The organism is uncultured Friedmanniella sp., assembly GCF_964244005.1.
Classification (GTDB): Bacteria; Actinomycetota; Actinomycetes; order Propionibacteriales; family Propionibacteriaceae; genus Microlunatus.
On record NZ_CAXTHG010000003.1, the window covers coordinates 140,765 to 166,071 of the forward strand.

Annotated in this window: 25 protein-coding genes; 10 read left to right on the forward strand and 15 right to left on the reverse strand. The window is 72.5% G+C overall.

Features of this window, described 5'->3' with window-relative positions:
- Nucleotides 1-30 precede the first annotated feature (30 nt).
- The 5 genes from hemC to ACFE76_RS03130 all read right to left on the reverse strand — a co-directional run bounded on the left by hemC (nucleotide 31) and on the right by ACFE76_RS03130 (nucleotide 5,111).
- On the reverse strand, nucleotides 31-1,095 hold the full coding sequence (gene hemC, locus ACFE76_RS03110) for a hydroxymethylbilane synthase (protein WP_375430275.1): 1,065 nt from the start codon (nucleotides 1,093-1,095) through the stop codon (nucleotides 31-33).
- Nucleotides 1,092-2,384: a glutamyl-tRNA reductase gene (locus ACFE76_RS03115; protein ID WP_375430276.1), complete on the reverse strand. Its 1,293-nt coding sequence runs from the start codon at nucleotides 2,382-2,384 to the stop codon at nucleotides 1,092-1,094. Before ACFE76_RS03115 ends, hemC begins: the two co-directional genes overlap by 4 nt.
- Complete coding sequence (locus tag ACFE76_RS03120) at nucleotides 2,381-3,064, reverse strand: redox-sensing transcriptional repressor Rex (RefSeq protein WP_375430342.1); 684 nt, start codon at nucleotides 3,062-3,064, stop codon at nucleotides 2,381-2,383. The genes ACFE76_RS03115 and ACFE76_RS03120 overlap by 4 nt, the downstream gene beginning before the upstream one ends.
- Nucleotides 3,065-3,295: 231 nt before the next feature.
- Complete coding sequence (locus ACFE76_RS03125) at nucleotides 3,296-3,562, reverse strand: glutaredoxin family protein (RefSeq protein WP_375430277.1); 267 nt, start codon at nucleotides 3,560-3,562, stop codon at nucleotides 3,296-3,298.
- A 43-nt stretch (nucleotides 3,563-3,605) separates the two neighbouring features.
- Entirely contained in the window at nucleotides 3,606-5,111 is a 1,506-nt protein-coding gene (locus ACFE76_RS03130; protein WP_375430278.1) for a class I adenylate-forming enzyme family protein, read from the reverse strand.
- Nucleotides 5,112-5,208: 97 nt separating this feature from the next.
- On the opposite strand from ACFE76_RS03130, the gene ACFE76_RS03135 reads away from it, so the two are divergent.
- On the forward strand, nucleotides 5,209-6,093 hold the full coding sequence (locus tag ACFE76_RS03135; protein ID WP_375430279.1) for an HAD family hydrolase: 885 nt from the start codon (nucleotides 5,209-5,211) through the stop codon (nucleotides 6,091-6,093).
- A gap of 67 nt (nucleotides 6,094-6,160) precedes the next feature.
- Here ACFE76_RS03135 and ACFE76_RS03140 read toward each other — a convergent pair whose 3' ends face one another.
- Nucleotides 6,161-6,466, reverse strand: a complete 306-nt coding sequence (locus tag ACFE76_RS03140; protein WP_375430280.1) for a hypothetical protein — start codon at nucleotides 6,464-6,466, stop codon at nucleotides 6,161-6,163.
- 394 nt (nucleotides 6,467-6,860) lie between these two features.
- A complete protein-coding gene (locus tag ACFE76_RS03145; RefSeq protein ID WP_002550589.1) occupies nucleotides 6,861-6,962 on the reverse strand; it encodes a 30S ribosomal protein bS22 in 102 nt (33 codons plus the stop codon).
- 191 nt (nucleotides 6,963-7,153) lie between these two features.
- Here ACFE76_RS03145 and ACFE76_RS03150 point away from each other — a divergent pair, with 191 nt between their 5' ends.
- Nucleotides 7,154-10,168, forward strand: a complete 3,015-nt coding sequence (locus tag ACFE76_RS03150) for a glycoside hydrolase family 2 TIM barrel-domain containing protein (RefSeq protein ID WP_375430281.1) — start codon at nucleotides 7,154-7,156, stop codon at nucleotides 10,166-10,168.
- A 194-nt stretch (nucleotides 10,169-10,362) separates the two neighbouring features.
- Here the strand turns inward: ACFE76_RS03150 and ACFE76_RS03155 are convergent, their stop codons facing one another.
- The 4 genes from ACFE76_RS03155 to ACFE76_RS03170 all read right to left on the reverse strand — a co-directional run bounded on the left by ACFE76_RS03155 (nucleotide 10,363) and on the right by ACFE76_RS03170 (nucleotide 13,836).
- Entirely contained in the window at nucleotides 10,363-10,593 is a 231-nt protein-coding gene (locus tag ACFE76_RS03155; protein ID WP_375430343.1) for a helix-turn-helix domain-containing protein, read from the reverse strand.
- 198 nt (nucleotides 10,594-10,791) lie between these two features.
- Nucleotides 10,792-11,934, reverse strand: coding sequence for an acetoin utilization protein AcuC (locus ACFE76_RS03160; protein ID WP_375430282.1), 1,143 nt, complete (start codon nucleotides 11,932-11,934; stop codon nucleotides 10,792-10,794).
- Nucleotides 11,931-12,785 (reverse strand): pyrroline-5-carboxylate reductase, encoded by an 855-nt coding sequence (gene proC, locus ACFE76_RS03165; RefSeq protein ID WP_375430283.1) that lies wholly within the window; start codon nucleotides 12,783-12,785, stop codon nucleotides 11,931-11,933. Before proC ends, ACFE76_RS03160 begins: the two co-directional genes overlap by 4 nt.
- A gap of 4 nt (nucleotides 12,786-12,789) precedes the next feature.
- The gene (locus ACFE76_RS03170) at nucleotides 12,790-13,836 is read right to left on the reverse strand and encodes an aspartate-semialdehyde dehydrogenase (protein WP_375430284.1); all 1,047 of its coding nucleotides are present in this window, start codon (nucleotides 13,834-13,836) and stop codon (nucleotides 12,790-12,792) included.
- Nucleotides 13,837-13,929: 93 nt separating this feature from the next.
- Here ACFE76_RS03170 and ACFE76_RS03175 point away from each other — a divergent pair, with 93 nt between their 5' ends.
- Complete coding sequence (locus tag ACFE76_RS03175) at nucleotides 13,930-14,715, forward strand: CPBP family intramembrane glutamic endopeptidase (RefSeq protein ID WP_375430285.1); 786 nt, start codon at nucleotides 13,930-13,932, stop codon at nucleotides 14,713-14,715.
- Nucleotides 14,716-14,730: 15 nt separating this feature from the next.
- Here ACFE76_RS03175 and ACFE76_RS03180 read toward each other — a convergent pair whose 3' ends face one another.
- Entirely contained in the window at nucleotides 14,731-15,660 is a 930-nt protein-coding gene (locus ACFE76_RS03180; RefSeq protein WP_375430286.1) for a proline dehydrogenase family protein, read from the reverse strand.
- Nucleotides 15,661-15,727: 67 nt separating this feature from the next.
- On the opposite strand from ACFE76_RS03180, the gene ACFE76_RS03185 reads away from it, so the two are divergent.
- Nucleotides 15,728-16,375 carry an alpha/beta hydrolase gene (locus ACFE76_RS03185; RefSeq protein ID WP_375430287.1) on the forward strand — a complete coding sequence of 216 codons (648 nt, stop codon included), beginning with the start codon at nucleotides 15,728-15,730 and terminating at the stop codon, nucleotides 16,373-16,375.
- Nucleotides 16,376-16,491: 116 nt separating this feature from the next.
- Here the strand turns inward: ACFE76_RS03185 and ACFE76_RS03190 are convergent, their stop codons facing one another.
- On the reverse strand, nucleotides 16,492-17,304 hold the full coding sequence (locus ACFE76_RS03190) for a sugar phosphate isomerase/epimerase family protein (RefSeq protein WP_375430344.1): 813 nt from the start codon (nucleotides 17,302-17,304) through the stop codon (nucleotides 16,492-16,494).
- Nucleotides 17,305-17,431: 127 nt separating this feature from the next.
- On the opposite strand from ACFE76_RS03190, the gene ACFE76_RS03195 reads away from it, so the two are divergent.
- Genes ACFE76_RS03195 through disA form a run of 5 tightly spaced genes read left to right on the forward strand, consistent with a single transcriptional unit; the run spans nucleotide 17,432 to nucleotide 22,560 of the window.
- Nucleotides 17,432-18,238 (forward strand): hypothetical protein, encoded by an 807-nt coding sequence (locus tag ACFE76_RS03195; RefSeq protein WP_375430288.1) that lies wholly within the window; start codon nucleotides 17,432-17,434, stop codon nucleotides 18,236-18,238.
- Between the two features lie 11 nt (nucleotides 18,239-18,249).
- Complete coding sequence (locus ACFE76_RS03200; RefSeq protein WP_375430289.1) at nucleotides 18,250-18,885, forward strand: VOC family protein; 636 nt, start codon at nucleotides 18,250-18,252, stop codon at nucleotides 18,883-18,885.
- A 3-nt stretch (nucleotides 18,886-18,888) separates the two neighbouring features.
- A complete protein-coding gene (locus ACFE76_RS03205) occupies nucleotides 18,889-19,971 on the forward strand; it encodes a histidinol-phosphate transaminase (protein WP_375430290.1) in 1,083 nt (360 codons plus the stop codon).
- A 57-nt stretch (nucleotides 19,972-20,028) separates the two neighbouring features.
- The gene (gene radA, locus ACFE76_RS03210) at nucleotides 20,029-21,450 is read left to right on the forward strand and encodes a DNA repair protein RadA (protein WP_375430291.1); all 1,422 of its coding nucleotides are present in this window, start codon (nucleotides 20,029-20,031) and stop codon (nucleotides 21,448-21,450) included.
- 15 nt (nucleotides 21,451-21,465) lie between these two features.
- Nucleotides 21,466-22,560, forward strand: coding sequence for a DNA integrity scanning diadenylate cyclase DisA (gene disA / locus ACFE76_RS03215; protein ID WP_375430292.1), 1,095 nt, complete (start codon nucleotides 21,466-21,468; stop codon nucleotides 22,558-22,560).
- Nucleotides 22,561-22,604: 44 nt separating this feature from the next.
- Here the strand turns inward: disA and ACFE76_RS03220 are convergent, their stop codons facing one another.
- Entirely contained in the window at nucleotides 22,605-23,357 is a 753-nt protein-coding gene (locus tag ACFE76_RS03220) for a hypothetical protein (RefSeq protein ID WP_375430293.1), read from the reverse strand.
- Between the two features lie 95 nt (nucleotides 23,358-23,452).
- On the opposite strand from ACFE76_RS03220, the gene ACFE76_RS03225 reads away from it, so the two are divergent.
- Nucleotides 23,453-24,343 (forward strand): A/G-specific adenine glycosylase, encoded by an 891-nt coding sequence (locus ACFE76_RS03225; RefSeq protein ID WP_375430294.1) that lies wholly within the window; start codon nucleotides 23,453-23,455, stop codon nucleotides 24,341-24,343.
- Nucleotides 24,344-24,400: 57 nt separating this feature from the next.
- On the opposite strand, the gene ACFE76_RS03230 is transcribed toward ACFE76_RS03225, so the two are convergent.
- Nucleotides 24,401-25,264, reverse strand: a complete 864-nt coding sequence (locus ACFE76_RS03230) for a DMT family transporter (protein ID WP_375430295.1) — start codon at nucleotides 25,262-25,264, stop codon at nucleotides 24,401-24,403.
- Between the last annotated feature and the right edge of the window lie 43 nt (nucleotides 25,265-25,307).

Below are 25,307 nucleotides of genomic sequence, written 5' to 3' on the forward strand. Positions count from 1 at the left end.
GTGCCGATCAGCTGGCAGCAGGGAAGCGGGTCACTCGTGGGATCGCAATCTGGTCAGTACCTCGGCTGCGTGCCTGGACCCGAAATCCCGGGGGTCGGAGGAGAACCCTTGGACGTCGAGCCGGATGGCGGGGCCAGCTGAGGTCGGCTCCGACAGGTTGCTTACTAGTGTTCTCCCAATTACCGCGGCCAGAGTCAAATCGAGCCTTTTACCACGGACCGACTTGACAACCGCGCGCGCACCCACCGGAGCCGTGCAGCCGGCCTCCAGCCGAGCGAGGAAGCCCCGCTCGACCAGCGCCTCGGCGTGGCTGGCCGGGTCGTCGAGGGCGCGGACCAGGTCCAAGAGCCTCGGGTCGAGGGACCGCGAGACCTCGAGTGCGAGCGCACCCTGACCGGGCGCCGGCAGCATGACGTCGAGACCGAGCAGGTCACCGGGCAGGTCGGTGACCGTGACGGCGGCGGCGCCGGTGGCGGCGTCCGGGTGGTCTGCGGTCAGGTAGCCGAGCCGGCGCAAGCCAGCCGCGGCGAGCACCACGGCGTGCACCGAGCCGCGCCGGACGAGGTCGAGCCGGGTGTCGACGTTGCCGCGCACCGGGACCAGGGACACCTGGCGGCGCTGCGCGGTGGCCCACTCCTGGAGCTGCAGGGCTCGCCGGGGAGCGCCCGTGCCGACGGTGAGCCCGTCGTCGAGGTCGTCCAGGTGCCGGCCGACCAGCACGTCCCGGGTGTCCTCCCGCACCGGGACGGCCACCACCTCCAGATCGTCGTCCGAGGCGGTGGGCAGGTCCTTGAGCGAGTGCACGGCGACGTCGATCTCACCGCGGCGCAGGGCGTCGCGGACGGCTCCGGCAAAGATGCCCGTGCCGCCGATCTCGGTCAGCAGCCGCTGGTCGACGTCGCCCCGGGTCGTCACCCCGACGTAGGTGGTGGCGACACCGTGGGCCCCGAGCAGGTCCGCGACCGCGTGCACCTGGGCCCGCGCCAGTGGGGACGTCCGCGCCCCCAGTCTCAGGACAGGGGGGCGCAGAACGGGAGGTTTCAGCACCGGGCGCCCGGCGACCGCAGGCTCGGGGCCCACGGAGGTGGCGGTCACGGCGTGGAGACCTCCGCCGACATCACGGCCGCGACGCTCTGCGGGTCGAGCGCGAAGAGCTCGCGCAGCGCGGCGGCGTAGTCGACGGCGTCCGGGTCGGCCGAGAGCTCCTGCACCCGCACGGTCGGGGTGTGCAGCAGCTTGTCGACCACCCGCCGGACGGTCCGCTGCACCTCGTCCCGCTCGCGGGCGTCGAGGGAGGGAAGCCGGCTGATCAGCCGGCTCATCTCCCCCGCGACGACCTCCGAGGCCATCGACCGCAGGGCCACCACGGTGGGCGCGACCTGGGCGGCCCGGCGCAGGCCGAGGAAGTCGCGGACCTCGGTGCGGACCAGCGACCGCGCTTCCGCGACGGCGTCGCCGTCGCCCAGCTCCGAGCCACCCGACTGGTCGTACCGGGCGGCCAACCGGTCGAGGTTGACCAGGCTGATGCCGAGGGTGTGCACGTCCTCGGAGACATCAGGCGGCAGCGCCAGGTCGACGACGCCGGTGACCGGCGTACCCGCCAGCTGGTCGGCCCCGATGGTCATTGAACGTGCTCCCGTGCAGGTGATGAGGAAGTCGGTCTCGGCGAGGGCCTCGTCGAGGTCGTCCAGGGCGATGGCCCGGCCGCCGACGGCCTCGGCCAACCGCTCCGCCTTGACCAGGGTGCGGTTGGCGCAGCTCACCGACGCCCCGGCCGCCGCCGCCGTCCGCGCGGCCAGTCCGGCCATCGCGCCGGCACCGACCACCAGCACGCGGCGGCCGGCGAGATCGCCCCGTTCGGCGGTCAGCAGGTCGTACGCGGCGCTGACCAGGGACCGGCCGGCCGAGCCGATCGCGGTCTCGGTCTGCACCCGCTTGGCCACCCGCAGCGCCTGCTGGAAGAGGGAGTTGAGCACGGTCCCGACGGTGCCCTCCTGCTGGGCCAAGGTGAGCGCGGCACGGACCTGGCCGAGCACCTGGTTCTCACCGAGCACCACCGAGTCCAGGCCGGCCGCGACCGAGAAGGTGTGCGCGACCGCGCCTTCATCGAAGTAGACCGCACAGAGCGTCCGCAGCTCGTCCACGCTGAGCCCGGCGAGCTCGGCCAGCGACTGGACGGCGTCGTCGAGGCCGCCGTGAAAGCGCGACACCGAGGTGTAGAGCTCGGTCCGGTTGCAGGTCGAGAGCACCACGGCCTCGTCGATGTGGTCGGAGGCGACCAGCTGGTCGGCCAGCTTGCCCGCCGTCGCTGCATCCATCGCGAGTCGCGACAACATGCCGACGCTCGTCGAGCGGTGCGACACGCTCACCACCAGGATGCTCATCTCGTCCCTGCTCTCGGGTGGACCGTGCTCTCGGAGGCGACCAGGACGGCCGCCGGGTCAGCTGCGGGGGTGCCCGTCCGGCGGTGCTCGTGATACGCGAGGATCTGCAGCTCCTGGCCCAGGTCCACCTTGCGCACGTGCACGCCGTCAGGCACCGCGAGCACGGTCGCGGCGAAGTTCAGGATGCTCGAGACACCGGCCGCGACCAGCCGGTCCGCGACCCCCTGCGCCGCCTCGGCGGGGGTGGCGATGACGCCGATCACCGCGCCGGTGTCGGCGACGACCTGCTCGAGGTCGACCAGGTCGGTGATCGCGAGGCCGTGGATGCGGACGCCGACCAGGGCCGGCGAGGGGTCGACCAGGCCGACGACGCGGAACCCGCGGGAGTAGAAGCCGGAGTAGTTGGCCAGCGCCGTGCCGAGGTTGCCGATGCCGACCAGGACGACCGGCCACTCCTGCGCCGACCCGACGACGCGTCCGATCTGGACCCGCAGGTACGCCACGTCGTAGCCGACGCCCCGGGTGCCGTACGAGCCGAGAGCGGAGAGGTCCTTGCGCAGCTGCGCGGGGCTGACCCCGGCGGCTTCGGCGAGCGTGCCGCTGCTGACGGTCTCGAGCCTGTCCAGCGCGTTCAGCACCCGGAGGTAGACCGGCAGCCGGGCGATGGTCGCCCCGGGGATGCCCTTGGACGCCGACGGGGGCGGGAGGAGAGGGTCGACTGCGTCAGGGGCGGCGCTGCTGCGCACCTGGCCCAACGTCTCGGCGGACACACGTCTCCTGAATATGTTTCGGCAGGTGCTGGTTTCGGCAGGGAGGCCAACGGCCCAACATTACAGAGCCCGGTGAACGCCCCCCAAATACCTGAGCTGTCCGCGTCAGTGGTCGCTCGCGCGACCACAGGCACTGTCTCGTCAGTGCCGGGCCAGGGCGGCGCTCAGCCGGGCGGGATCGACGCGCCAGAAGTCGTGCTGGGCGCCGTCGACGAAGGTGACCGGTATCTCGTCGGTGTAGCGCCTCAGCAGGTCGGCGTCGGTGGTGATGTCGCGGGTCTCGTAGCGGTTGCCGGTCTCGGCGCAGACCTGCGCCACCACGGCGACGGCCGCCTCGCAGAGGTGACAGCCGGGGCGGGTCAGCACGAGCACCCGGGCGGCGCCGGTCACCGCGTCCGGGTCCCTCATGCGCCCTGACCCTGTCGAAGGCGCCTCGAGGAGGTTGTCCGGCTCACCGGGAGCCCGCCGTGTCGGCCAGCTCGCGGAGCAGTCCCTTGCGGACCTTGCCGGTCGCCCCGCGGGGCAGCTCGTCGACGACCTCGAGCACGGTCGGCCGCTTGAAGCGGGCGAGCCGCCGCTCACAGTGGGCGGCGACCCGGGCGGCCAGCTCGTCGGCCGAGATGGACTCCTCCGGTACGACGAACGCCACCACCTGTTCTCCCGTACGGGCGTCCGGCCGGCCGACGACGGCGACCGCCGCGACCTCGGCCAGCTCGTCGATCGCCTGCTCGACCTCGGCGGGATAGACGTTGAAGCCGTTGACGATCACCAGCTCGCGGGAACGGCCGACCAGGAAGAGCTCGCCGTCCAGGAGGTAGCCGAGGTCGCCCGTCGCGAACCAGCCGTCGGCGTCCGGACCGCCAGCCCCCTCGGGCCAGTAGCCGGAGAACAGGTTGTCCCCGCGGACGGCGATCTCGCCCGGCTCGGTCGCGTCGCTGCCGTCGCCGACTCGGATCTCCACCCCGGGCAGCGCGCGACCGACGTGGCCGGGCCCGCGCCGGGCCGCGCCGATGGTGGCCGTCACACCCGGTGCGGCCTCGGTCAGCCCGTAGCCCTGCGCGACCTCGACGCCGGTCCGGGCGGTGAACTCACGGGCCAGCTCCTCAGGCAGCGGGGCGGCCCCGGAGACGACGGTCTCCAGCCGGCCCAGACCCGCGGCCAGCGCGTCCTCGGCCAGCAGCCGGTGCAGGGTGGGCGGCGCGAGCGGCAGGTTGGTGACCCCTTCGGCGCGCACCAGGTCGGCGAGGTCGACGCCGTGGGCCTCCAGCGTCGACGAGTCGACCACCACCATCCGTGCGCCGGCGCGCAGCCAGCTGCCGAGGACCGCGTTGAGGCCGAAGACGTGGAAGAGCGGCAGGCTGGCGAGCACCGTGGACGCCGGGGTCAGCAGGCCCAGGGCGTGGATGTGCTCGACGTGGCCGATCAGGGCGCGGTGGCTGAGCATCGCGGCCTTGGGCCGGCCCGACGTACCGGCGGTGTAGAGCAGGACCGCGAGGCTCTCGGGGTCCTGCGGCGAGCTCACCGGCACCTCACCGACGAGCGCAGCCAGGCCCTCGTCGGTCAGTGACAACGTCCGCACCCCCGGTACGTCGTCGGGCGTCAGGGCCGGGTCGGCCAGCAGCAGCCGGGCACCGCTGTCGGCCAGCAACGCCTCGAGCTCGGGCCGGGTGGACTGCGGGTTGAGGGGGACGACGACCACGCCGGCCCGCAGGGCGGCGAGATAGCCGACCACGAAAGCGACCGAGTTGGGTCCGAGCAGGGCGAGCCGCGCCCCGGCGAGCAGTCCAGCCGCCGCCAGGCCGCCGGCGGTCTGAGTGACCCGGCGCTCGAGCTCGGCCCAGGTCAGCTCCGTCCGGATCGGTCCGGGCTGCACCAGCGCCGGCGCGTCCGGGTGCCGACGCGCCCCGGCCGCCACCAGGTCGGCAAGGTTGACCGGGGTCGGCTCCTCCTGCTGCACGAGCCGAGTCTGGCACAGCGCCCTCGCTGGACCAGCGACCGTCAGGCCGGGCCCGAGGAGAGTCCTGAACCGGGCGTTCGAGCACTAGTCTGACTCGGTGACCGATCCCAGGCCGGAGGCCCACCCGCTGGGTGCCGTGGGCGCCTCCGCCGTGGAGGTCAGACGCACCGGCCGTGGCCGTCGGAGCTCCCAGATGCCGCTGGAGCCGGACGCGCAGGCGGCCGCGTTCTTCGACCTGGACAACACGATGATCAAGGGCGCATCGCTGTACCACTTGGCCAAGGGCCTGTATCGACGCGACTTCTTCCCCGTCCGGGTGATCCTGCGTGGCCTGTGGCTGCAGGTCTACTTCCGGGTCGCGGGCCGCGAGAACCCGCACCACATCGAGGACGCGCGCCGCGCCACCCTCTCCTTCATCGAGGGTCACACCGTGACCGAGCTGGAGGAGATCGGGGCCGAGGTCTACGAGGAGTCGCTCTCGCGCCGGATCTGGCCCGGCACCCGGGCGATCGCCCAGTCCCACCTCGACGTCGCTCAGCAGGCCTGGCTGGTGACGGCGGCGCCGGTCGAGGTCGCAGGCATCATCGCCGCCCGGCTGGGCATGAACGGCGCTCTCGCCACGACCGCGGAGCACGTCGACGGGGTCTACACCGGCCAGCTGCGGGGCGAGCTGCTGCACGGTCCGGCCAAGGCCGAGGCGATCCGTGCCTTGGCCGAGCGTGAGGGTCTCGACCTCGCCCACTGCTTCGCCTACTCCGACTCCTACAACGACCTGCCGATGCTCTCGGTGGTCGGCCACCCGTCGGTGATCAACCCCGACCGACGGCTGAAGCGGCACGCCGCCGAGCACGGCTGGCAGGTCCGCGACTACCGCCGGGGTCGGCGCGCCGCTCGGGCTGGACTGCTGGGCGCCGGAGCAGCCGGCAGCGCGGGCGGCGTCGTGGCCGTCGGGGTCGCCATCCGGCGGCTGCTGCGCCGCTGACTCTCCCTGAGCCGACTGGTCAACACCTCAGAGTGCCGGAGCCCTGTGAGGGGCTGACAGGTCGGGTTCAGCGGCGGGACAGCCAACCCGACAGCGGCACCACCAGCGCGAGGTACGCCGCGTAGCCGAACAGTCCGATCACGGCGAGGCCCTCGGCCAGGTCCGTGCGTCCGACGATCCCGACGGTCAGGACGGCGACGGTCAGCACCCCGAGGGCGCCCGCTCCGAGCAGGGCGAGACCGCGGATGGTCTCCGGGTCGACCAGTCCCGGCCGGCTCCGCGGCGGGGGGCTCGGAGTGACCGGACGCGTCCGGGCCAGTGCCGCGGTGAAGACCGCGAGCGCCAGCACGAGCACCAGCTCCGGCCCCAGCACCTCGTCAGGCTAAGACCCGCGTCAGCAGCTGCGGACGTGCGGCCACGAACCTGGGCCGTCGGGCTTGAGGTCGTGACCAGGCGGCTGTCCGCACCGAGGTCGTCGCGACTGCCCTTCGCGTCCGCCTGGTTGAACAGGTCGGTGGCCGGCCGGCGGCGGCGTGGTCGACGCTGCTGGCCCGGACGCCGCTCGCGGTCGGCGATCGGAACCCCCAAAGTCGGCGCCAGAATCCGGGGACGAGGGCTTACCGGCTGTCAAGACCCGCGCGAACCTGTGCTGCTGGTCATCTCCGGATGTTCGTACGACCACGAGCGATGCCACCGTCGACCGCATCGATGTCGTTGCGGACAGCGGAAACCCCGGTGACCTGGTCACCGGGGTCGTGTCGCTGCGCCTACTTGCCGGCGCGGCGACGCTGAATGCGGGTTTTCTTGAGCAGCTTGCGGTGCTTCTTCTTCGCCATCCGCTTGCGGCGCTTCTTGATGACCGAACCCACGATGAACAACCTTTCGATGTCCGGCCACACCCCAATCTCACTCGGGACGCAAGGGCCTGGACTGCTTGTCGGACTCCCGGCTCGGAGCCGGACAACTACGGCATGCTACCTGGCGGGACCGGGCCCGCGCGAACCGTGAGGCCACCCTCCCGGACGCGAGTTGTCGGTAGCGACGGCTAACGTTCGACCTTGTGACCAGCTACGTCGTCGACCACAGCCCGGGCTCCGGATCGCGCTCCGCCGCGCGCGCCTGGCTCCCCAGCAACGCCCCCCAGCTGAGCCTGAACGGTGAGTGGCAGTTCCGGCTGCACCCGTCGCACCTCGGCTTGGGCGACGGGGCGCCGGACGCCAGCGGGGACTGGGAGAGGATCACCGTCCCCTCGCACTGGGTGCTCGGCCCCGACGGCGCGCTGCCGCTGGAGGCCGGCCGCGGCCGACCGATCTACACCAACGTCCAGTTCCCCTTCCCGGTCGACCCGCCGTGGGTGCCGGACGAGAACCCGACCGCCGACCACCGCCGTACGTTCGACCACCCCGGCTGGGAGGCCGAGCAGGTGCTGCTGCGCTTCGACGGAGTCGAGTCGGTCTACCGCGTCTGGCTGAACGGCACCGAGGTCGGGATCGGCAAGGGCAGCCGGCTCGTGCAGGAGTTCGACGTCACCGCGGCGCTGCTCACCGGTGAGAACGAGCTGGTCGTCCGGGTGCACCAGTGGTCGTCGATGAGCTACGTCGAGGACCAGGACCAGTGGTGGCTGCCCGGTATCTTCCGCGACGTCACCCTGCTCGGCCGCCCCGCCGGCGCGCTGGACGACGTCTGGCTGCGGACCGACCTCGAGCCCAACGGTCACGGGACCCTGCAGCCGCTGCTGCGGGCGTCCGGAGCCGCGTACCCCGTCACGGTCCGGATCCCCGAGCTCGGCTTCGAGGCCAGCTACGCCGACGCCGACGCGCTGGAGCTCGCGGACGTCGGTCCGGTGGAGCCGTGGAGCGCGGAGACCCCACGCCTCTACACCTGCGAGGTGGCCAGCACCGGTGAGACGGTGACCGTCCGCGTCGGCTTCCGCCGCGTACGGATCGAGGGCGACCAGTTCACGGTCAACGGCTCCTCAGTCCGCTTCCGTGGCGTCAACCGGCACGAGACCCACCCGGTCCGCGGCCGGGTGTTCGACGAGGCCCACGCCCGCGCCGACATGATCACCATGAAGCGCGCGAACGTGAACGCCATCCGCACCAGCCACTACCCGCCGCACCCGCGCGTCCTCGACCTGGCCGACGAGCTCGGCTTCTGGGTGATCGACGAGTGCGACCTGGAGACGCACGGCTTCGAGCACCTCGGCTGGGCCGACAACCCGAGCGATGACCCGCGCTGGGCCGAGGTCTTCCTGGACCGGATCGAGCGGACCGTCGAGAGGGACAAGAACCACCCCTGCATCGTGATCTGGTCGCTGGGCAACGAGTCCGGCACCGGTCGCAACCTCGCCGCGATGGCCCAGTGGGTCCGCCGTCGCGACCCGAACCGGCCTGTGCACTACGAGGGCGACTACACCTGTGCGTACACCGACATCTACTCCCGGATGTACCCGAGCCTGATCGAGGTCGCCGCGATCGGCCAGCAGACCGGTGGGATCCGCTACACCGACGCTCCGGCCGAGGCCCAGCGGGTGCGGACGAAGCCGTTCCTGATGTGTGAGTACGTGCACGCCATGGGCAACGGCCCCGGCGCGATCGCCGAGTACGAGGCGCTGGCCGAGACGTACCCGCGGCTGCACGGCGGCTTCGTCTGGGAGTGGCGCGACCACGGCCTGCTCACCCACGCCCCCGACGGCACGCCCTACTACGGCTACGGCGGCGACTTCGACGAGGTCGTGCACGACAGCAACTTCGTGATGGACGGCATGCTGCTCCCGGACGACTCCCCCACCCCGGCCGTGGCCGACTTTGCCGCCGTGCACGCGCCGGTTCGGTTCGTCCTCGACGGCGACGAGCTGGCGGTGCGCAACCACGCCCACACCGTGGGGACCGACCACCTGCGCTTCGTCGCGACCCGGATCGTCGACGGCGGACCCGACAGCGAGGAGGAGCTGACGGTGCCCGACCTCGCGCCGGGAGCATCGGCGAGGGTCGCCGTCCCGGAGTCGCTACGTGCGGGGACTCCCGGCGCCGAGGCCTGGCTCGAGGTCCGCGCCGAGCTGGTGGCCGACGCGCTCTGGGCGCCGGCGGGGCACGTGGTCGCCCGGCAGCAGTGGGCTCAGCCCGCCTCCGTACCGGTGATGACGCTGCCCCGACCCGGTCGGACCGAGCTCGTCTCCGCCGCAGCCGGGGACGTGCTCGAGCTGGGCCCGGCGGTCTTCGACGCCGGGACCGGCCGGCTGAGTTCGCTGCACGGCCTGGCCGTCGACGGTCCCCGGCTGGAGCTGTGGCGGGCGCCGACCGACAACGACCGCGGCGCCGGCTTCGGCTCGTACGAGGACGTGGCGCCCGAGGCCACTCCGTTCGGTCTGGGCGTTCCCGGCCCGTCGTCGGCCGAGCGCTGGCAGGAACGGGGCCTGGACCGGCTGGTGCACCGCCAGGTGGAGCTACGCCAAGGTGTGGACGAGGTCGTCAGCACCGTTCGGGTGAGTGCGGCCAACAGCGGCCTGTTCGTCGACGTCACCTACCGCTGGCAGCTGCTCGCCGACGAGCTGGCCTGCTACGTCGACCTGGTGCCCACCGTCGGCTGGGACTGCACCTGGCCTCGAGTCGGCGTCCGCCTCGACCTGCCTGCCGAGCTCGACTCGGCCGACTGGTTCGGCACCGGACCGTTGGAGGCCTACCCCGACACCGCGGGGGCGTCCCGGGTCGGACGGTTCTCGGCCGGAGTGGACGAGCTCAACGTGACCTACTCCCGGCCGCAGGAGACCGGGCACCGCCCGGCCCTGCGCCAGCTGCAGGTCTCCGCGGGCGGTACGGAACGTCTCCGGCTGCGGGTCCTCGCCGCCGTCGACGGGCACCGGCCGGGCTTCACGCTGAGCCGGCACACCCCCCAGCAGGTGGCCGCCGCCGGCCACCCGTACGAGCTGCCGGCCAGCGACCACACCTACCTGTTCCTCGACGCCGCCGTGCACGGCGTGGGTTCACGGGCCTGTGGGATGGACGTCCTGCCCGAGCACGCTCTCTGGCCCGGCGCCCACCAGCTCGGCTTCGTCATCCAGGCCCCCCAAGCCTGACCCCAGCCCCGGCCCGGAGCCTGGCCGCAGCTCCCTGTCCGGGGCGGAGCCCGGACGGTCACTTCACAGGCTGGCGGCCGACTTTGCTGCTGCGCGCGCACCAGTTAAGTCGGCCGCGAGCCTGTGAAGTGGGGGTCCGGGAAGGACCCGGGGGGACTGAGCGGGCGCGAGGTCAGGCGGTCTGGTTAACCGATCTAGCCGGTCTCGTAGAAGGCGTCCTTGAGGTAGGCGTTCACGGCCGACTCGGGGACCCGGAAGCTGCGGCCGAAGCGGACGGCCTCGAGCTCACCGGCGTGGATGAGCCGGTAGACGCTCATCTTGGATACCCGCATCAGCGCGGCGACCTCGGCGACGGTGAGGAACGTGACCCCTGAGAGGCTGGAACCGGCCGGGACGCGCCCTGAGCTCGTCGACGGGTCACCGATGTGGGTGACGCCCTCGGGCGTGGACTTCTCGGTCATGGAACCCCATCTCGTCGGCTGCCCCGGCACGCCCGGCCCGGGTACTGCTGTGAGAGTAGTGGTAGCAGGGGCACTTGCGATAGGCCCATCTGCGTTCACAGGTCGACACGCCGCGTCGATGGTTGACGTCTTCCGCCAGGCGGCTCACAATCCGCCCCACGCTCAGAAGCCGGGGTCGAGCCCGAGTTCGGGATACACCGCGCGCCGGGTGGCCAGGATCGCCTGGTCAACCCGGCTCTCGGGTGAGATGCCGTCGGCGAAGCGGGCGAAGGACACGTCCGACCCGTCGCCCATCAGCAGCGGGGCCCAGGTGCCGATCTCGGCGCGCCAGGCGTCCGGGGTGGGGGTCTCGGGGTCGACCGGCTCGCCGCTGACGATGGCGAGCAGGTGCGTCCAAGCCCGCGGCACCACGTGCAGCAACGCGTAGCCGCCCCCGCCGGTGGAGATCCACCGGCCGCCGCAGATCTCGTCGGCCAGGTCAGCCAGCGCCAGGTACGACGCGCGCTGGCCGTCGAGAGAGAGGTCGAGGTCGGCGAGCGGGTCGTGCTCGTGGGAGTCGCAGCCGTGCTGGGTGATCAGGATGGTCGGCGCGAAGGCGCGCAGCACGTCGGGGACCACCGCGTCGAACGCCCGCAGCCAGCCGGCGTCGTCGGTGCCGGGCGGCAGTGCGACGTTCACCGCCGTACCCTCGGCGCCGGGTCCGCCAGTCTCCTCCGGAAAACCGGTGCCGGGGAACAGGCAGGCCGGCGTCTCGTGCAGGCTGACCGTCATCACCCTCGGGTCGTCGTAGAAGATCGCCTGCACCCCGTCGCCGTGGTGCACGTCGACGTCGACGTAGGCGACCCGTTCGCAGCCGGCGTCGAGCAGCCAGCGGATGGCGATCGCGAGGTCGTTGTAGATGCAGAAGCCGCTGGTCGACCGGGGCATGGCGTGGTGCAGGCCGCCGCTGATGTTGCTGGCCCGCAACGCTTCGCCGGTCCAGACCGCGCGGGCCGCCTCGACGGTGGCCATCGCCACCAGGGCGGAGATGTCGTGCATCTGGGGAAACACGGGGTTGTCGGTCGTGCCGAGCCCGAACTCGGCGTTTGGCTCGCCCCGCTGGACGGCGGCGATGTAGTCGTCGTCGTGCACCCGCCGGATCAGCTCGAGGTCGACCGCCGGCGGCGGCACCACGTCGAGCCGGTCGAGCACGCCGAGCTGGCGGGCGAGGGAGATCGTGTTGGCGACCCGGCCGGGCGCCATCGCGTGATCGGTGCCAAAGTCGTAGCGGCTCAGCTCCTCGGAGTAGATCAACCGGCCCTTCACGAAGATCCTCCCGACCCGGCGGACGGCCGACGCGAGGCGGCGGCCAGGTCACGGCTACGGTCCCGGGCGGCCTCGATCGCGCCGAGGAACGCGGCCCGCACCTTGTGGTCCTCGAGCTGCCGGATCGCCGCGGCGGTCGTCCCGCCCGGGGACGTCACCCGCTCCCGGAGCACGGTCGGGTGCTCGCCGGTCTCGCGCAGCAGCTTGGCCGAGCCCAGCATGGTCTGCACGACCAGCTCGGTGGCGGTGTCGCGGGGCAGCCCGAGGTGCACGCCCGCCTCGATCATCGCCTCGACGACGAAGAACAGGTACGCCGGTCCGGAGCCGGAGAGGGCCGTGACCGCGTCCAGGTAGCGCTCGGGCAGGCTGACCACGCGCCCGGTCGCGGAGAGGATCTCGGTCACCCTCCGCAGCTCGTCGTCGCCGCTGTGCGTTCCGGCCGAGATGGCGGCCATCCCCTCGTCGACCTGGGCCGGAGTGTTCGCCATCACCCGGACGACGGGGACGCCGGCCGGCAGCTGCGCCTCGATGGTGGCGGTGTCGACACCGGCGGCCAGGGAGACCACCAAGGTGTCCGGAGCGAGCGCCGGCCCGATCTCGGTGAGCAGGTCGGACATGTCCTGCGGCTTGACCACGAGCACGACGGTGTCGGCCCAGGCGGCCGCCTCGACGTTGTCGAGCATGGCGATCCCGTACCGCTCGACCAGCTCGTGCTGACGCTCCACCCGCCGGTCCGTGGCGACGATCCGTTCCGGCGTCCAGCCCGCCCGCAGCAGGCCGGACAGCACCGTCTCACCCATCACCCCCGCGCCGAGCACGGCGAGCCGTCGCGTCGCGACGGGCGAGATCATCGCCCTAAGCCTGTCGACCGGCGACGAGCCGGCTGACCAGCAGCTCGGCGATCTGCACCGCGTTGAGGGCCGCACCCTTGCGCAGGTTGTCGTTGCTGATGAACAGGACCAGCCCCTTCCCGGCGGGCGCGGACTGGTCGACGCGGATCCGGCCGACGTAGCTGGGGTCGCGGCCGGCGGCGTCCAGTGGCGTCGGTACGGCCATCAGCTCCACCCCGGCCGCCGCGGCGAGCAGCTCGGTCGCCCGTTCGGGGCTCAGGTCCTGCGCGAACTCGGCGTGCACGGCCAGCGAGTGCCCGGTGAAGACCGGCACCCGGACGCACGTGCCGGCCACGAGCAGGTCGGGCAGGTGCAGGATCTTGCGCGACTCGTTCCGGAGCTTTTGCTCCTCGTCGGTCTCGGCCGACCCGTCGTCGACGATCGAGCCTGCCAGCGGCAGCACGTTGAACGCGATCGGCTTCACGTAGGTGGCGGCAGCGGGCAGCTCGACCGCGCGACCGTCGAAGGCCAACGCGGCCGCCCGGTCGCCGACGGCGCGTACCTGGCCGTCGAGCTCGGCCACACCGACGCCACCCGAACCGGAGACGGCCTGGTAGGTCGCCACCTGCAGCCGGACCAGCCCCGCCTCGCGGTGCAGCGGGGCCAGCACGGGCATCGCGGCCATGGTGGTGCAGTTGGGGTTGGCGATGATGCCCTTCGGCGGGTGCAGGGCGTCCTCGCCGTTGACCTCGGCCACGACGAGCGGCACGTCGGGATCCATCCGCCAGGCGGAGGAGTTGTCGATCACGATCGCCCCGGTCGCAGCAACCTTCGGTGCGGTGGCCTTCGACGCCGACTTGCCGTTGGAGAACAGGGCCAGGTCGAGACCGGAGAAGTCGGCCAGCTCGGTGTCCTCCACCTCGATCTCGCCGTCAGCCCAGGGCAGCCGGGTACCGGCCGACCGCGCCGAGGCGAAGAACCGCAGCTCGGTGACCGGGAAGTTCCGCTCGGCGAGCAGAGCCCGCATGACGCCACCGACCTGGCCGGTGGCCCCGAAGATCCCAACACGCATGGGGCCAGCCTAGTGGTCGGCGTGAGGTCGCTGTCGGGACCGAAGGTGCTGGGCGTAGGTGCCGGTCGTTGCGCGACCCGGCAGGATGGGCCCGTGACTGCAGACCCGGCGACGACAGCTCCTGGGGCGCTGCTCGACCGCTCCCGGATCGGGCTCGAGGTCATCCTGGTCCTCGGGCTCTCGCTCGGGCGGTCCGGGGTCTACTCCATCCTGCAGATCATCGAGCGACTGACCCGCAACGTGCCGTTGTCGGCGCAGACCTCCACCCTCAACGCCGCCGCGACGCCGGACCGCCCGTGGCTCGACCTCGTCTACCAGCTCACAGGCATCGCGTTCGCGCTCGTGCCGGTGCTGCTGGCCCTGTACCTGCTCAACCTCACCGACCGACCCGCCGCACTGCGGATCGGCTTCGACCTGCGCCGACCCCGGTTCGACCTCACCGCCGGGGTGCTGCTGGCGGCCGGCATCGGCATCCCCGGTCTCGGCCTCTACCTCGGCGCGCGGGCGCTGGGACTCAACACCGACGTCCAGGCCTCGGGCCTGACCGACGTGTGGTGGACGATCCCGGTGTTGGTCATCTCGGCGTTCCAGAACGCAGCCCTGGAAGAGGTGATCATGATCGGCTTCCTCTACACCCGCTTTCGCCAGCTGGGCTGGCCGACCTGGATGATCATCGGCGTGAGCGCGCTGATCCGCGGTTCCTACCACCTGTACCAGGGTTTCGGCGGCTTCGCCGGGAACGTGATCATGGGCGTGATCTTCGGCCTGGTCTACCAACGCTGGCGGCGGGTCGGGCCGCTGGTGGTCACCCACACCCTGCTCGACGTGGTCGCCTTCGTCGGCTACGCCCTCGTCGCCCCGCACGTGAGCTGGCTCTGAGCCCGAGCCGAGCTCCTAGCTGCGAGTGAGCAGGCTACGGGCGAAGAAGGTCAGGTTGGCCGGGCGCTCGGCGAGCCGACGGACCAGGTAGCCGTACCAGTCGTTGCCGTAGGGCAGGTAGACGCGCACCTGGTGGCCGAGGCCGGCCAGTCGCTCCTGCTCGGCGGGCCGGATGCCGTACAGCATCTGGAACTCATAGCTCTCAGACGCCCGGTCGTGGTCGCGGGCCAGGAAGCGGCCGATCTCGACCAGCCGCGGGTCGTGGGTGGCGAGCATCGGATAGCCGGCGCCCGCCATCAGCACCTTCATGCAGCGGACGTAGGAGCGGTCCACCTCGCGCTGGTCGACGAACGCCACACTCGCCGGCTCGGCGTACGCGCCCTTGCACAACCGGACCCGCGAACCGGCGTACGCCAGGTCGCGGCAGTCGGCCTCGGTGCGGTGCAGGTAGGCCTGCAGCACCGCTCCGGTGTCGGGGAAGTCGCGCCGCAGCTCACGCAGCACCTCGAGGGTGGCGTCGGTGAGGGTGTGGTCCTCCATGTCGAGCGTCACGGTCGTACCGGCGTTGCGGGCGGCATGGCAGATCTGCTCGGCGTTGGCGCGGGCGATCTGCGGGCCATCGGGCCCCAGCAGCAGCCCAAGGGCCGAGAGCTTGACCGAGACCTCCGCGCGATCGGCAAGACCGGCCGCGGTCAAGCCGCTGAGCAGCGCCGCGTACGCCCCGGCCACGGCGTCCGCCTGGGCCCGGTCGGTGGTGTCCTCACCGAGGTGGTCGATGGTGACCAGCAGCCCGGACTCGGTGAGCCTGCGGGTCGCGTCGATGGCGTGCTCGACCTCCTCCCCCGCGACGAAGCGCGACACGACCTGGCGGGTGACGGGCGCCCGGACGGTCAGCGTCTTGATGGACGAGCTGCGGGAGACCCCCAGCAGAGCCTGGCGGAGCATCGATTCCCCTTCGGTCGCGGTGATCACGACTCTAGCCTTGCCGTCGGGCGGCCCTTAGCCTGTGGCGATGAGCACCGACGCGGGCCGTACGGGCGTGCCCCTGGTGCTGCTCACCGGGCCGCTGGCGCCCGCCCCTGGCACAGCCCGGCTGCGCTCGGCGCTGAACCAGCGTGGCCCGGTTCTGGTGCCCGAGGTGGTGCTGGCCGCAGCGCGAGCGGCCGACCTGAGCACCCCGGCGCTGGCCGTGCTCGCGGCCGTCTCGGCGTCCGGGGCGGACGAGGCGGTGCTCTGCGGCATCGGTGTCGGTGCGATGGTGGCGCTGCAGGTGGCGGCCACCTATCCGCGGCGGGTCTCCGCGCTGGTCCTCTGCACGGCGGCCCGGCCGTTGGCGCCCCACGTGCGCTCGGTGCACCGGGGAGTCACCGGGGTGCTGCCCGCCCGGGCCCTGCAGACCCTCGGCGGCGGCACCCGCCAGACCCTCGCTGCCCTCGACCAGGTCCGGCCGCTCGACTACGGACCGCTCGCGCCCCTGGTCACCCCACCCGCGCGGGTGCTCTACGGCGCGCGTGACCCGGTCAACGCCCGGGCCAGCCGACGGTTGGCCCACACCTTGCCCGACGGCACGGCCGTGGCCGTTCCCGACAGCGGTCCAGGCTGGATGTGGGACGAGCCGGAGCGCTACGTCGCCGCTGTCACGGACTTCCTGCAGCCCTGATCACAGCGCGCGCCGAGCCCGGCAGACAAGACCTCAAAGATGTTGCGACATCGTGCCGCGAGTACCCGGCACCATGTCGCAACGTCTTCCCCGAACGCCAGGGCGCGCGTGGATGCTCAGGGAGAGGGTGGGGTCCGGCTCGTCGCGAGGTGCTGCCGGGTGAAGGCGAGGGACTCGGCGAGGTCCTGCTCGCGGCTGGCCCGGGTCGGGTTACGGCGGGAGTTGATCTCCAGCACCACGTGGCCGTCGAAGCCCTGCCGGCCGAGCTCGGCGAGCACGGCCTCGGCCTGCTGGTCGCCGCGGCCCGGCACGAGGTGCTCGTCGATGACCGAGCCGCTGCCGTCGGTCAGGTGCACGTGCCGCAGCCGGCTGCCCCAGGAGCGGACGAGGTCCAGCGACTGCTGCCCTGCGGTGGAGGCGTGCGAGAAGTCGAGGGTGAGGTCGGCGTAGTCGAGCTCGCTCGGGTCCCAGCCGGGCACGTAGGCCTTGAGCTCACCGGCCGGGGTCCGCCACGGGTACATGTTCTCGACGCAGAAGGCGATGCCGGTGGTCTCGGTCAGCCGCCGGATGCCGTCGACGAAACCGCGGGCGTAGTCGCGCTGCCAGCGGAAGGGCGGGTGCACCACGACCACGTCGGCGCCGAGCCGAGTGGCCGCCTCGGCGGAGCGTTCGAGCTTGGCCCAGGGATCGGTCCCCCAGACCCGCTGGGTGATCAGCAGGCACGGGGCGTGCACCGCCAGCACCGAAACGCCGTGGTAGTCCCGCAGCTTTTCCACCGCGTCGATATCGGCGGCCACCGGGTCGATGCCGACCATCAGCTCGACGCCGTCGTAGCCGAGCCGTCGGGCGAGCTCGAAGCCGCTGGCGGTGGACTCCGGATAGACCGAGGAGGTCGAGAGCCCGACCTTGACGGTGGGTACCCGGACCAGCTCGTCGCTGACCGCGGCGAGACCGGTCTCGGTCTCTGTCTGCTCCTGCACCCGCTCAGCCTAGTGGGGACGTACGAGGGGCGCGGCCGTACGCGGCAGGTCGCGACCGCAGACCTATCCTCGGCGCGTGCCCGAAGTGCTGATCGGTTTTCCCCGCGCGTTCGTCGAGTTCGACGACCCGGCCGACCCCGACCAGGTCTTCCGGTGCGACCTGACCTGGTTGACCTCCACCTGGGGGTGCATCTTCGGCCGCGGCTGCCCCGGCATCTACGCTGACCGGCCCGACGACGGCTGCTGCACCCTGGGCGCGCACTTCGCCGACACCGAGGACGAACGTCGGGTCGCTGGCGCCGTCGAGCAGCTGACGACGGCGACCTGGCAGCACCAGCGGGCGGCGCGCCGCGGCGGCTGGGCCGAGCAGGAGCCCGCCAACGAGGTGCCCGACGGCGACGAGCCTGGCCGCAGGACCCGGTTGGTGGACGGCGCCTGCATCTTCTTGAACCGGGCCGGTTTCGCCGCCGGCGAGGGCTGCGCCCTGCACCTGCTGGCCGGCCAGCAGGGCCGCCAGCCGCTCGAGACCAAGCCCGACGTCTGCTGGCAGCTGCCGCTGCGTCGTCAGTTCGAGACCGTCACCCGGCCCGACGGCAGCACCCGGACGCAGGTGAGCATCGGGGAGTACGGCCGGGACGGTTGGGGACCGGGCGGGGTGGACCTGGACTGGTACTGCAGTGCCAACACCGAGGCGCATCTCGGCTCCGAGGCGGTCTACCTCGCCAGCTCCGCCGAGCTGGTCGCGTTGATGGGAGGTCCCGGCTACGAGGTGCTGGCCCGGCTTTGCGCCGACTTCGCCGCAGGAGGTTCGCGGCTGCTGCGGCATCCCGCCGACCCCGTCCCCGCCCCGGGGGCGAGTTCGCAATCCCGGAGCGCCGGGTGAGAATGGCGCGTATGCATCTGGATCACCTGTCCTTCGCCGCGGGACCGGAGGGTCTTGCCGCCACCGCACAGCGGCTCGGCGACCTGCTGGGGACCCAGTTCGCCGACGGCGGGTTCCACCCGCGCTTCGGGACGCGGAACCAGATCCTGCCGCTCACCGACGGCCAGTACCTGGAGGTCGTGGAGGTCCTCGACCACCCGGCGGCCGACAAGGCTCCCTTCGGTCAGGCCGTCCGGGCCCGCTCGGCCGACGGCGGCGGCTGGCTCGGCTGGGTCGTCTCGGTCGACGACATCGGACCGTTGGAGGAGCGTCTCGGCCGCGCCGCCGTCGACGGCCACCGCTATCTGCCCGACGGCACCAAGCTCTTCTGGCAGCAGCTGGGCGTCAAGGGCCTGCAGTCGGACCCGCAGCTGCCGTTCTTCGTGCACTGGCTGAGCGACCGCTTGATCCACCCGTCGAGCGGGGGTCACCAGGTCGAGCTGCTCAAGATCGAGATCGCCGGCGACCGGGAACGCGTCGACGACTGGCTCGGTGGCCGCTCCGACACGATCCTGCACGACGTCGACATCGACTGGATCGCCCCGAACGGCCAGCCCGGACTCAGCGCCGCGGTGTTCAGCACGCCGCGGGGCGAGGTCCGGATCTAGCGCATGCCCGTCCGCATCCGTCCCGCCGTGGCCGCGCTGCCCGCGTACCAGCCGGGGCGGCCGGCGCCGATCCGCACCGGGCCGCCGTCGTACAAGCTGTCCAGCAACGAGAACCCGTACCCGCCGCTGCCCGGGGTGCTGGCGGCCACCACCGCGGCGGTGGCGGGGATGAACCGCTATCCCGACATGGCCAACACCGACCTCACCGCAGCGCTGGCGGCCCGGCTGGGGGTAGCGCCGGAGTCGCTGGCCTTCGGTACCGGCTCGGTCGCGGTGCTCTACCACCTGCTGGCCGCGGTCTGCGAGCCCGGCGACGAGGTCGTGCACGCCTGGCGGAGCTTTGAGGCGTACCCGATCGCGGTGCAGATCCCTGGCGCCACCGGCGTACCGGTGCCGCTCGGTCCGGGCGCCGTGCACGACCTGGACGCCATGGCCGCCGCGATCACGCCGGCCACCCGGGCGGTGCTGCTCTGCACGCCCAACAACCCGACCGGACCCGCGATCGCCCACGACGCCCTGCTCCGCTTTCTCGAGGGCGTGCCCGAGGACGTGCTGGTGCTGGTCGATGAGGCCTACGTCGAGTTCGTCAGCGACCCGGCGGCCGTCCGCGCCCTCGAGACGATGGCCGGTCGGCCCCAGGTGGCGGTGCTGCGGACGTTCTCCAAGGCGTACGGGCTGGCTGGTTTCCGGGTCGGCTACTGCGTGGCCGAGCCGGCGTTGGCGGCCGCAGTCCGGGCGGTCTCGCTGCCGTTCGGCCTCTCCGTCGCCGCACAGGCGGCCGCGGTCGCGAGCCTGGGCGCCGAAGACGCCCTGCTCGAACGGGTGGCCACACTGGTCCAGGCCCGCGCCGAGCTGCGCGCCGGCCTGCTCGCGCTGGGCTTCGACGTCCCCGACGCGCAGGGCAACTTCGTCTGGCTGCCGGCGGGCCCGCTCACGCTCAGCTACGCCGAGACGTTCGCCGCGGGCGGGGTCGTCGTCCGTCCGTACGCGGCCGGTCAGCCCGGCGACGGCGTCCGGATCACGGTCGGGGAACCGGAGGCGAACGCGCGCGTGCTGGAGGTCGCGGCGGCTCTGCCGCGCGGCTGAACCGGGCCCCGCCGCGTCGCGCGAAAATTGTCAGTGCGCTCGAATAGCGTGCAGGGCATGGCGAAGACGGCGACCCGATCCCCCTACACGTGCACCGAGTGCGGCTGGACCTCGGCCAAGTGGGTCGGCCGGTGCGGTGAGTGCCAGACCTGGGGCAGCGTGGTCGAGGTCGGCGCGCCCAAGCTGGCGGCCGTCGCGTCGTCGGTGCCCGTCAGCAAGGCCGTCCCGATCGGCCAGGTGAGCGCTGAGGCCGCCGCGCGCGCGCTGACCGGGGTCGCCGAGCTCGACCGGGTCCTCGGCGCCGGGGTGGTGCCGGGAGCGGTCCTGTTGCTGGCCGGCGAGCCCGGCGTCGGCAAGTCCACCTTGCTGCTCGAGGTCGCGGCTCGCTGGGCCAAGGCCGGCCGACGGACCCTCTACGTCACCGGGGAGGAGTCGGCCGCCCAGGTCCGGCTGCGCGCCGGCCGGACGAACGCGCTGGCCGACGAGCTCTACCTGGCCGCCGAGAACGACCTCGGCACGGTACTGGGTCACATCGAGGAGGTGGCGCCGTCGCTGATGGTGCTCGACTCGGTGCAGACCATCGGCACGGCCGAGGCCGACGGGTCACCGGGCGGCGTCACCCAGGTACGGGAGGTGACCGGCGCCCTGGTCCGGGTGGCCAAGCGGCGGGGGATGGCGGTGATCATCGTCGGCCACGTCACCAAGGACGGGGCCATCGCCGGCCCGCGGCTGCTGGAGCACCTGGTGGACGTGGTGCTCGCCTTCGAGGGCGACCGACACTCCGGCTTCCGGATGGTCCGGGCCACCAAGAACCGGTTCGGCCCGGCTGATGAGGTCGGCTGCTTCGAGATGGGCGAGCAGGGCATCGTCGAGGTGCCCGACCCCTCCGGGCTCTTCACCTCCCGGCACGCCGAACCGGTGGCGGGCACCTGCATCGCCGTCACCATGGAGGGCCGTCGCCCGTTGCTGGCCGAGCTGCAGGCCCTGGTGGCCACGTCACCGCTGCCGCAGCCCCGACGGACGATGCACGGCGTCGACTCCGGCCGGCTGGCCATGGTGCTGGCCGTGCTCGAGCGACGCTGCCGGATCAAGCTGTACGACCGCGACGTCTACCTGTCGACCGTCGGCGGCGCGAAGGTGGCCGATCCGTCGGCCGACCTGGCTGCCGCGATCGCCATCGCCTCCGCGGCGGGCAACACCGCCGTCCCGGCCCGGATGGTCGCCATCGGCGAGGTGGGCCTGGCCGGTGAGCTGCGCCAGGTACCCGGGACCGACCGCCGGCTCGCCGAGGCGGCTCGGCTCGGCTTCACCGAGGCGGTGGTGCCCGCCGAGACGCGCTCGCCCGAGGAAGGGGGGATGACGGTGCGCCACGGCCTGCTGGTGCACACCGCCGCCACCTTGGAGCAGGCACTCGACGCCGTGGGCGTGCTGCCACGTCGCGGCGGCGGTCCACCGCTGAGAGAGGTGGGTCAGCAGTGAACCGACGGCCATAGGATGGCGCGACAGCAGGGGGAGGACGCGATGGCGCTGAACGCAGAACCACGGCCCGGGATCCTCGACCACCTCGCCCGGATGGCACCCGGCACGCCGCTGCGGGAGGGTTTCGAGCGGATCCTTCGGGGCCGTACGGGCGCCCTGGTGGTGCTCGGCCGTAACCGGGTGATCACCACGATCTCGACCGGCGGCTTCGCCCTCGACGTCCCCTACACCGCGACCGCACTGCGCGAGCTGGCGAAGATGGACGGTGCGATCGTGCTGGACGCCGAGTCGATGCGGATCGTCAGCGCGGGCGTCCAGCTGATGCCCGACCCGGCCATCCCCACCGTCGAGACGGGCACCCGACACCGGACCGCCGACCGGGTGGCACGCCAGTCCGGGTTGCCCGTGATCTCGGTATCGGCGTCGATGTCGACGATCTCGCTGTTCCTCGACTCGTCCCGGCACGTCTTCGAGCAGTCCGACCAGATCCTCTCCCGCGCCAACCAGGCGTTGCAGACCCTCGAGCGTTACCGGGCCCGCGTCTCCGAGGTCACCGCCCGGCTGTCGTCGCTGGAGGTGCAGGACCAGGTGACGGTCCGCGACGTCGCCCTGGTGGCCCAGCGGCTGGAGATGGTGCGGCGGCTGAACGCCGAGCTGGACGGCTACGTCGTCGAGCTCGGCAGCGACGGTCGGCTGCTCGCGCTGCAGCTCTACGAGCTGAGCGCCGGCCTGGACAGCCTGCGGGAGCTGCTGGAGCTCGACTACCGGCCGGCGGACGACCCGGGCTTCGGCTTCGCCGGGCTCGCCCCGCTCGACCTCAACGACCTGCTCAACCCGTTGGCGTTGGCGCGCGCCATCGGGTTCGCCGGTCAGGACCACCTCGACACGAGGGTGTCGGCCCGGGGATACCGGCAGGTGGCCCAGATCGGTCGGCTACCGCCCGGCCTGGGCGCCCGGCTGATCGAGCACTTCGGCTCGTTGCAGAGCCTGTTCGCCGCGAGCAGCACCGAGCTGCAGGCCGTGGAGGGCGTGGGCGAGAGCCGCGCCCGGATCATCCGGGACGGTCTGCTGCGCCTCGCCGAGGCCGGCTACAGCGACCGGATCGAGTGAGCCGCCCCCCTCCACCACGCAGTTGTCACGGTCGGTGCCACAGGTCAGCCCTTGAGGATCATCCGCATCCGGACAGCTTTGGCGCCGTCGAGCTGGGCGGTCGCCTCGTACGTGCCGGCGCGGGGGATCTCGGGCCGGTTGTTGCACCCCTTGGCCGACCGGCGGCCGTTCCAGGCCATCGACCATTCGACGGCGCCCTCGGCCGCCACCGACCTGCTGATCGGCTTGACCGCGGTGGTGCAGTGCGCGGAGGTCCAGATCCGGTCGCGGCCGGAGTAGATGGTCAACGAGAAGGTGGCTGGGCTGACCTTGACCACACAGGTCCCGCCGCTGCCGTTGATCAGCGACAGCTTGAACGTGGCGTGCTGCTTGGGCTTGAGCCGCTCGAGACCCGTCAGGGTCGTCCGCAGCTGAGCCGGCGCGCACGCGGCCGGCTTCGCCCTGGCCTCGGCGCTCTTCTTGACCTCGGCGCTCTTCTTGGCCTCGGCGCTCTTCTTGGCCGACGCGCTCTTGTTCGCGGCCGGGGTCGTGGTGGCCTTCGGCGTCACACTCGTCGAGGCGGAGGGCGTCGAGGTCGCCTTGTCCGCCGCATCAGCGGCCGGGCTGGCCGACGTGCCGGGTACCGCGGGGACGACCACGGGTGGCGGGGCCGCGGAGGCAGCCGATCCGGAACCGGTTGCGTTCGCGATCAGCGCCACCATCAGCACCAGCAGCAGGGCCGCGCCGAGCACGAGAGCGCGGCGGATCCAGTACGTCTGCTCAGGCTCGGGACCCACGGGATGCAGCACACCGCTCATGTGCTGAGGCTAGGCAGTCGGGCCGCCCGGACCGGGCTGCCACGCCGCACCAACGCAGGACCGGCCAGTCGCCGCACGCGGGTACGGTGGCGGCCGTGATCGACGACCTCGCCGTCCGGCGCCGTACCGTCGTCCGGCGGGTCCTCGACTGGTACGCCGTCCACGCCCGCGACCTGCCCTGGCGGCGGTCGGAGGCGACGCCCTGGCAGGTGGTGGTGAGTGAGTTCATGCTGCAGCAGACGCCGGTGGAGCGGGTCCGTGGCCCGTGGCAGAGCTGGGTCGAGCGCTGGCCGACGCCGGCGGCACTGGCCGACGCCCCCGCGGGTGAGGCCGTCCGGGCGTGGGGCCGGCTCGGCTATCCCCGGCGGGCACTACGGCTGCACGCGACCGCGGTCGCCATCACCGAACGGTTCGGCGGCGAGGTGCCCGCCGACCGCGAGGCGCTGCTCAGCCTGCCCGGGGTCGGTTCCTACACGGCCGCCGCGATCGCGAGCTTTGCGTACGGCCGGCGTGAGGTCGTGCTCGACACCAACGTCCGCCGGGTGCTCAGCCGGATCGACGCGGGCGTCGGCCAGCCCGCTCCCACCCCGACCGTGGCCGAGATCGCCGCCGCGACGGCGTACGTCCCGATCGTTCCTGCGCGGGCGGCGCGGTGGGCGGTGGCGGCCATGGAGCTCGGCGCTCTGGTCTGCGTCGCGCGCACCCCGCGGTGCGACGACTGTCCCGTCCGTGACCAGTGCGCCTGGCGCGCGGCGGGCTATCCGGTGGTGCCGGGTCCGCCCCGACGCGGCCAGAGCTGGGTGGGTACGGACCGGCAGTGCCGCGGAGCGCTGCTCGCTGTGCTGCGGTCCAGCGACGGCCCGGTCAGCGCCGACGAGCTCGCCGCCGCCTGGGCCGACGCGGTCCAGCGGGACCGGGCGCTCGCCAGCCTGGTCGTCGACGGGCTCGTGGTCCCCGTCGGCAGCCACTACGCGCTCCCCGGCTGACCGACGTGTCAGCGCCGGAGGCCGCCTTGGCGACCGCTGCCGCTGACGGGTCGGGAATCAGGCGGGGTCAGGACCGAGCAGCTTCCGTGCCGCCCGGGTGGAGCCGACGCTGGCGACGACGACGCAGGCCATCGCCAGCCACTGCAGCGGACTCAGCCGCTCGCGCAGCAGCACCAGCGCCGCGAAAGCCGCCACCGCCGGCTCGAGACTCATCAGGATGCCGAAGACGTGGGGCGGGATGGTGCGCAGCGCGGTGAGCTCCAGGCTGTACGGCACCACCGAGCTGAGCAGGCCGACGGCCACGCCGAGCAGCAGCACCCGCGGCTCGAGCAGGACCGGCCCGGCGGCGAGGATGGCTGGCGGCGCGAGCAGCACGGCCCCGACCACGCTGGCCACGGCCAGTCCGGACACGCCGGGCCAGCGTTGACCCGTCCGGGTGCTGAGCAGGATGTAGCAGGCCCAGCCGCAGGCCGCCAGCAGGCCGAACAGCACCCCGACCACGTTCAGCCGGGTCGGTGAGAAACCGAGCAGCGCGACCCCGGCCGCGGCCAGCCCGACCCAGATCAGGTCGCGCGGTCGACGGGAACCGGCCGTCGCCACCACCAGCGGGCCGAGGAACTCGATGGTCACCGCCACCCCGAGCGGGATCCGGGCGAACGACTGGTAGAACGCCCAGTTCATGATCAACAAGGTGATCCCGAACGCCAGCGCGACGGTCCAGTCCGAGCGCGAATGACCCCGCAGCCGGGGCCGGGCCACGACCCCGAAGATGACGGCCGAGGTCGCCAACCGCAGCCAGACCATGGCGGTCGGCGGTACCACCTCGAACAGATACTTGGCGGTCGCGGCCCCGAGCTGCACGGACACGATGCCGCCGATCACCAGCCAGACGGCGGGGATCCGATTCGGCTGCAGACGCACTCGCTCTACCCTGCCAGACTCCGCGGCCGACGACTGACCGGGA

Bases quoted from the DNA above. Each gene is read 5' to 3' on its own strand.
- ACFE76_RS03220 (WP_375430293.1), bottom strand. From the start codon at position 23,357: ATGAGCGGTGTGCTGCATCCCGTGGGTCCCGAGCCTGAGCAGACGTAC.
- ACFE76_RS03185 (WP_375430287.1), top strand. From the start codon at position 15,728: ATGAGCACCGACGCGGGCCGTACGGGCGTGCCCCTGGTGCTGCTCACC.
- ACFE76_RS03125 (WP_375430277.1), bottom strand. From the start codon at position 3,562: ATGAGGGACCCGGACGCGGTGACCGGCGCCGCCCGGGTGCTCGTGCTG.
- ACFE76_RS03170 (WP_375430284.1), bottom strand. From the start codon at position 13,836: ATGCGTGTTGGGATCTTCGGGGCCACCGGCCAGGTCGGTGGCGTCATG.
- ACFE76_RS03205 (WP_375430290.1), top strand. From the start codon at position 18,889: ATGCCCGTCCGCATCCGTCCCGCCGTGGCCGCGCTGCCCGCGTACCAG.
- ACFE76_RS03180 (WP_375430286.1), bottom strand. From the start codon at position 15,660: ATGCTCCGCCAGGCTCTGCTGGGGGTCTCCCGCAGCTCGTCCATCAAG.
- ACFE76_RS03200 (WP_375430289.1), top strand. From the start codon at position 18,250: ATGCATCTGGATCACCTGTCCTTCGCCGCGGGACCGGAGGGTCTTGCC.
- proC (WP_375430283.1), bottom strand. From the start codon at position 12,785: ATGATCTCGCCCGTCGCGACGCGACGGCTCGCCGTGCTCGGCGCGGGG.
- ACFE76_RS03115 (WP_375430276.1), bottom strand. From the start codon at position 2,384: ATGAGCATCCTGGTGGTGAGCGTGTCGCACCGCTCGACGAGCGTCGGC.
- radA (WP_375430291.1), top strand. From the start codon at position 20,029: ATGGCGAAGACGGCGACCCGATCCCCCTACACGTGCACCGAGTGCGGC.
- disA (WP_375430292.1), top strand. From the start codon at position 21,466: ATGGCGCGACAGCAGGGGGAGGACGCGATGGCGCTGAACGCAGAACCA.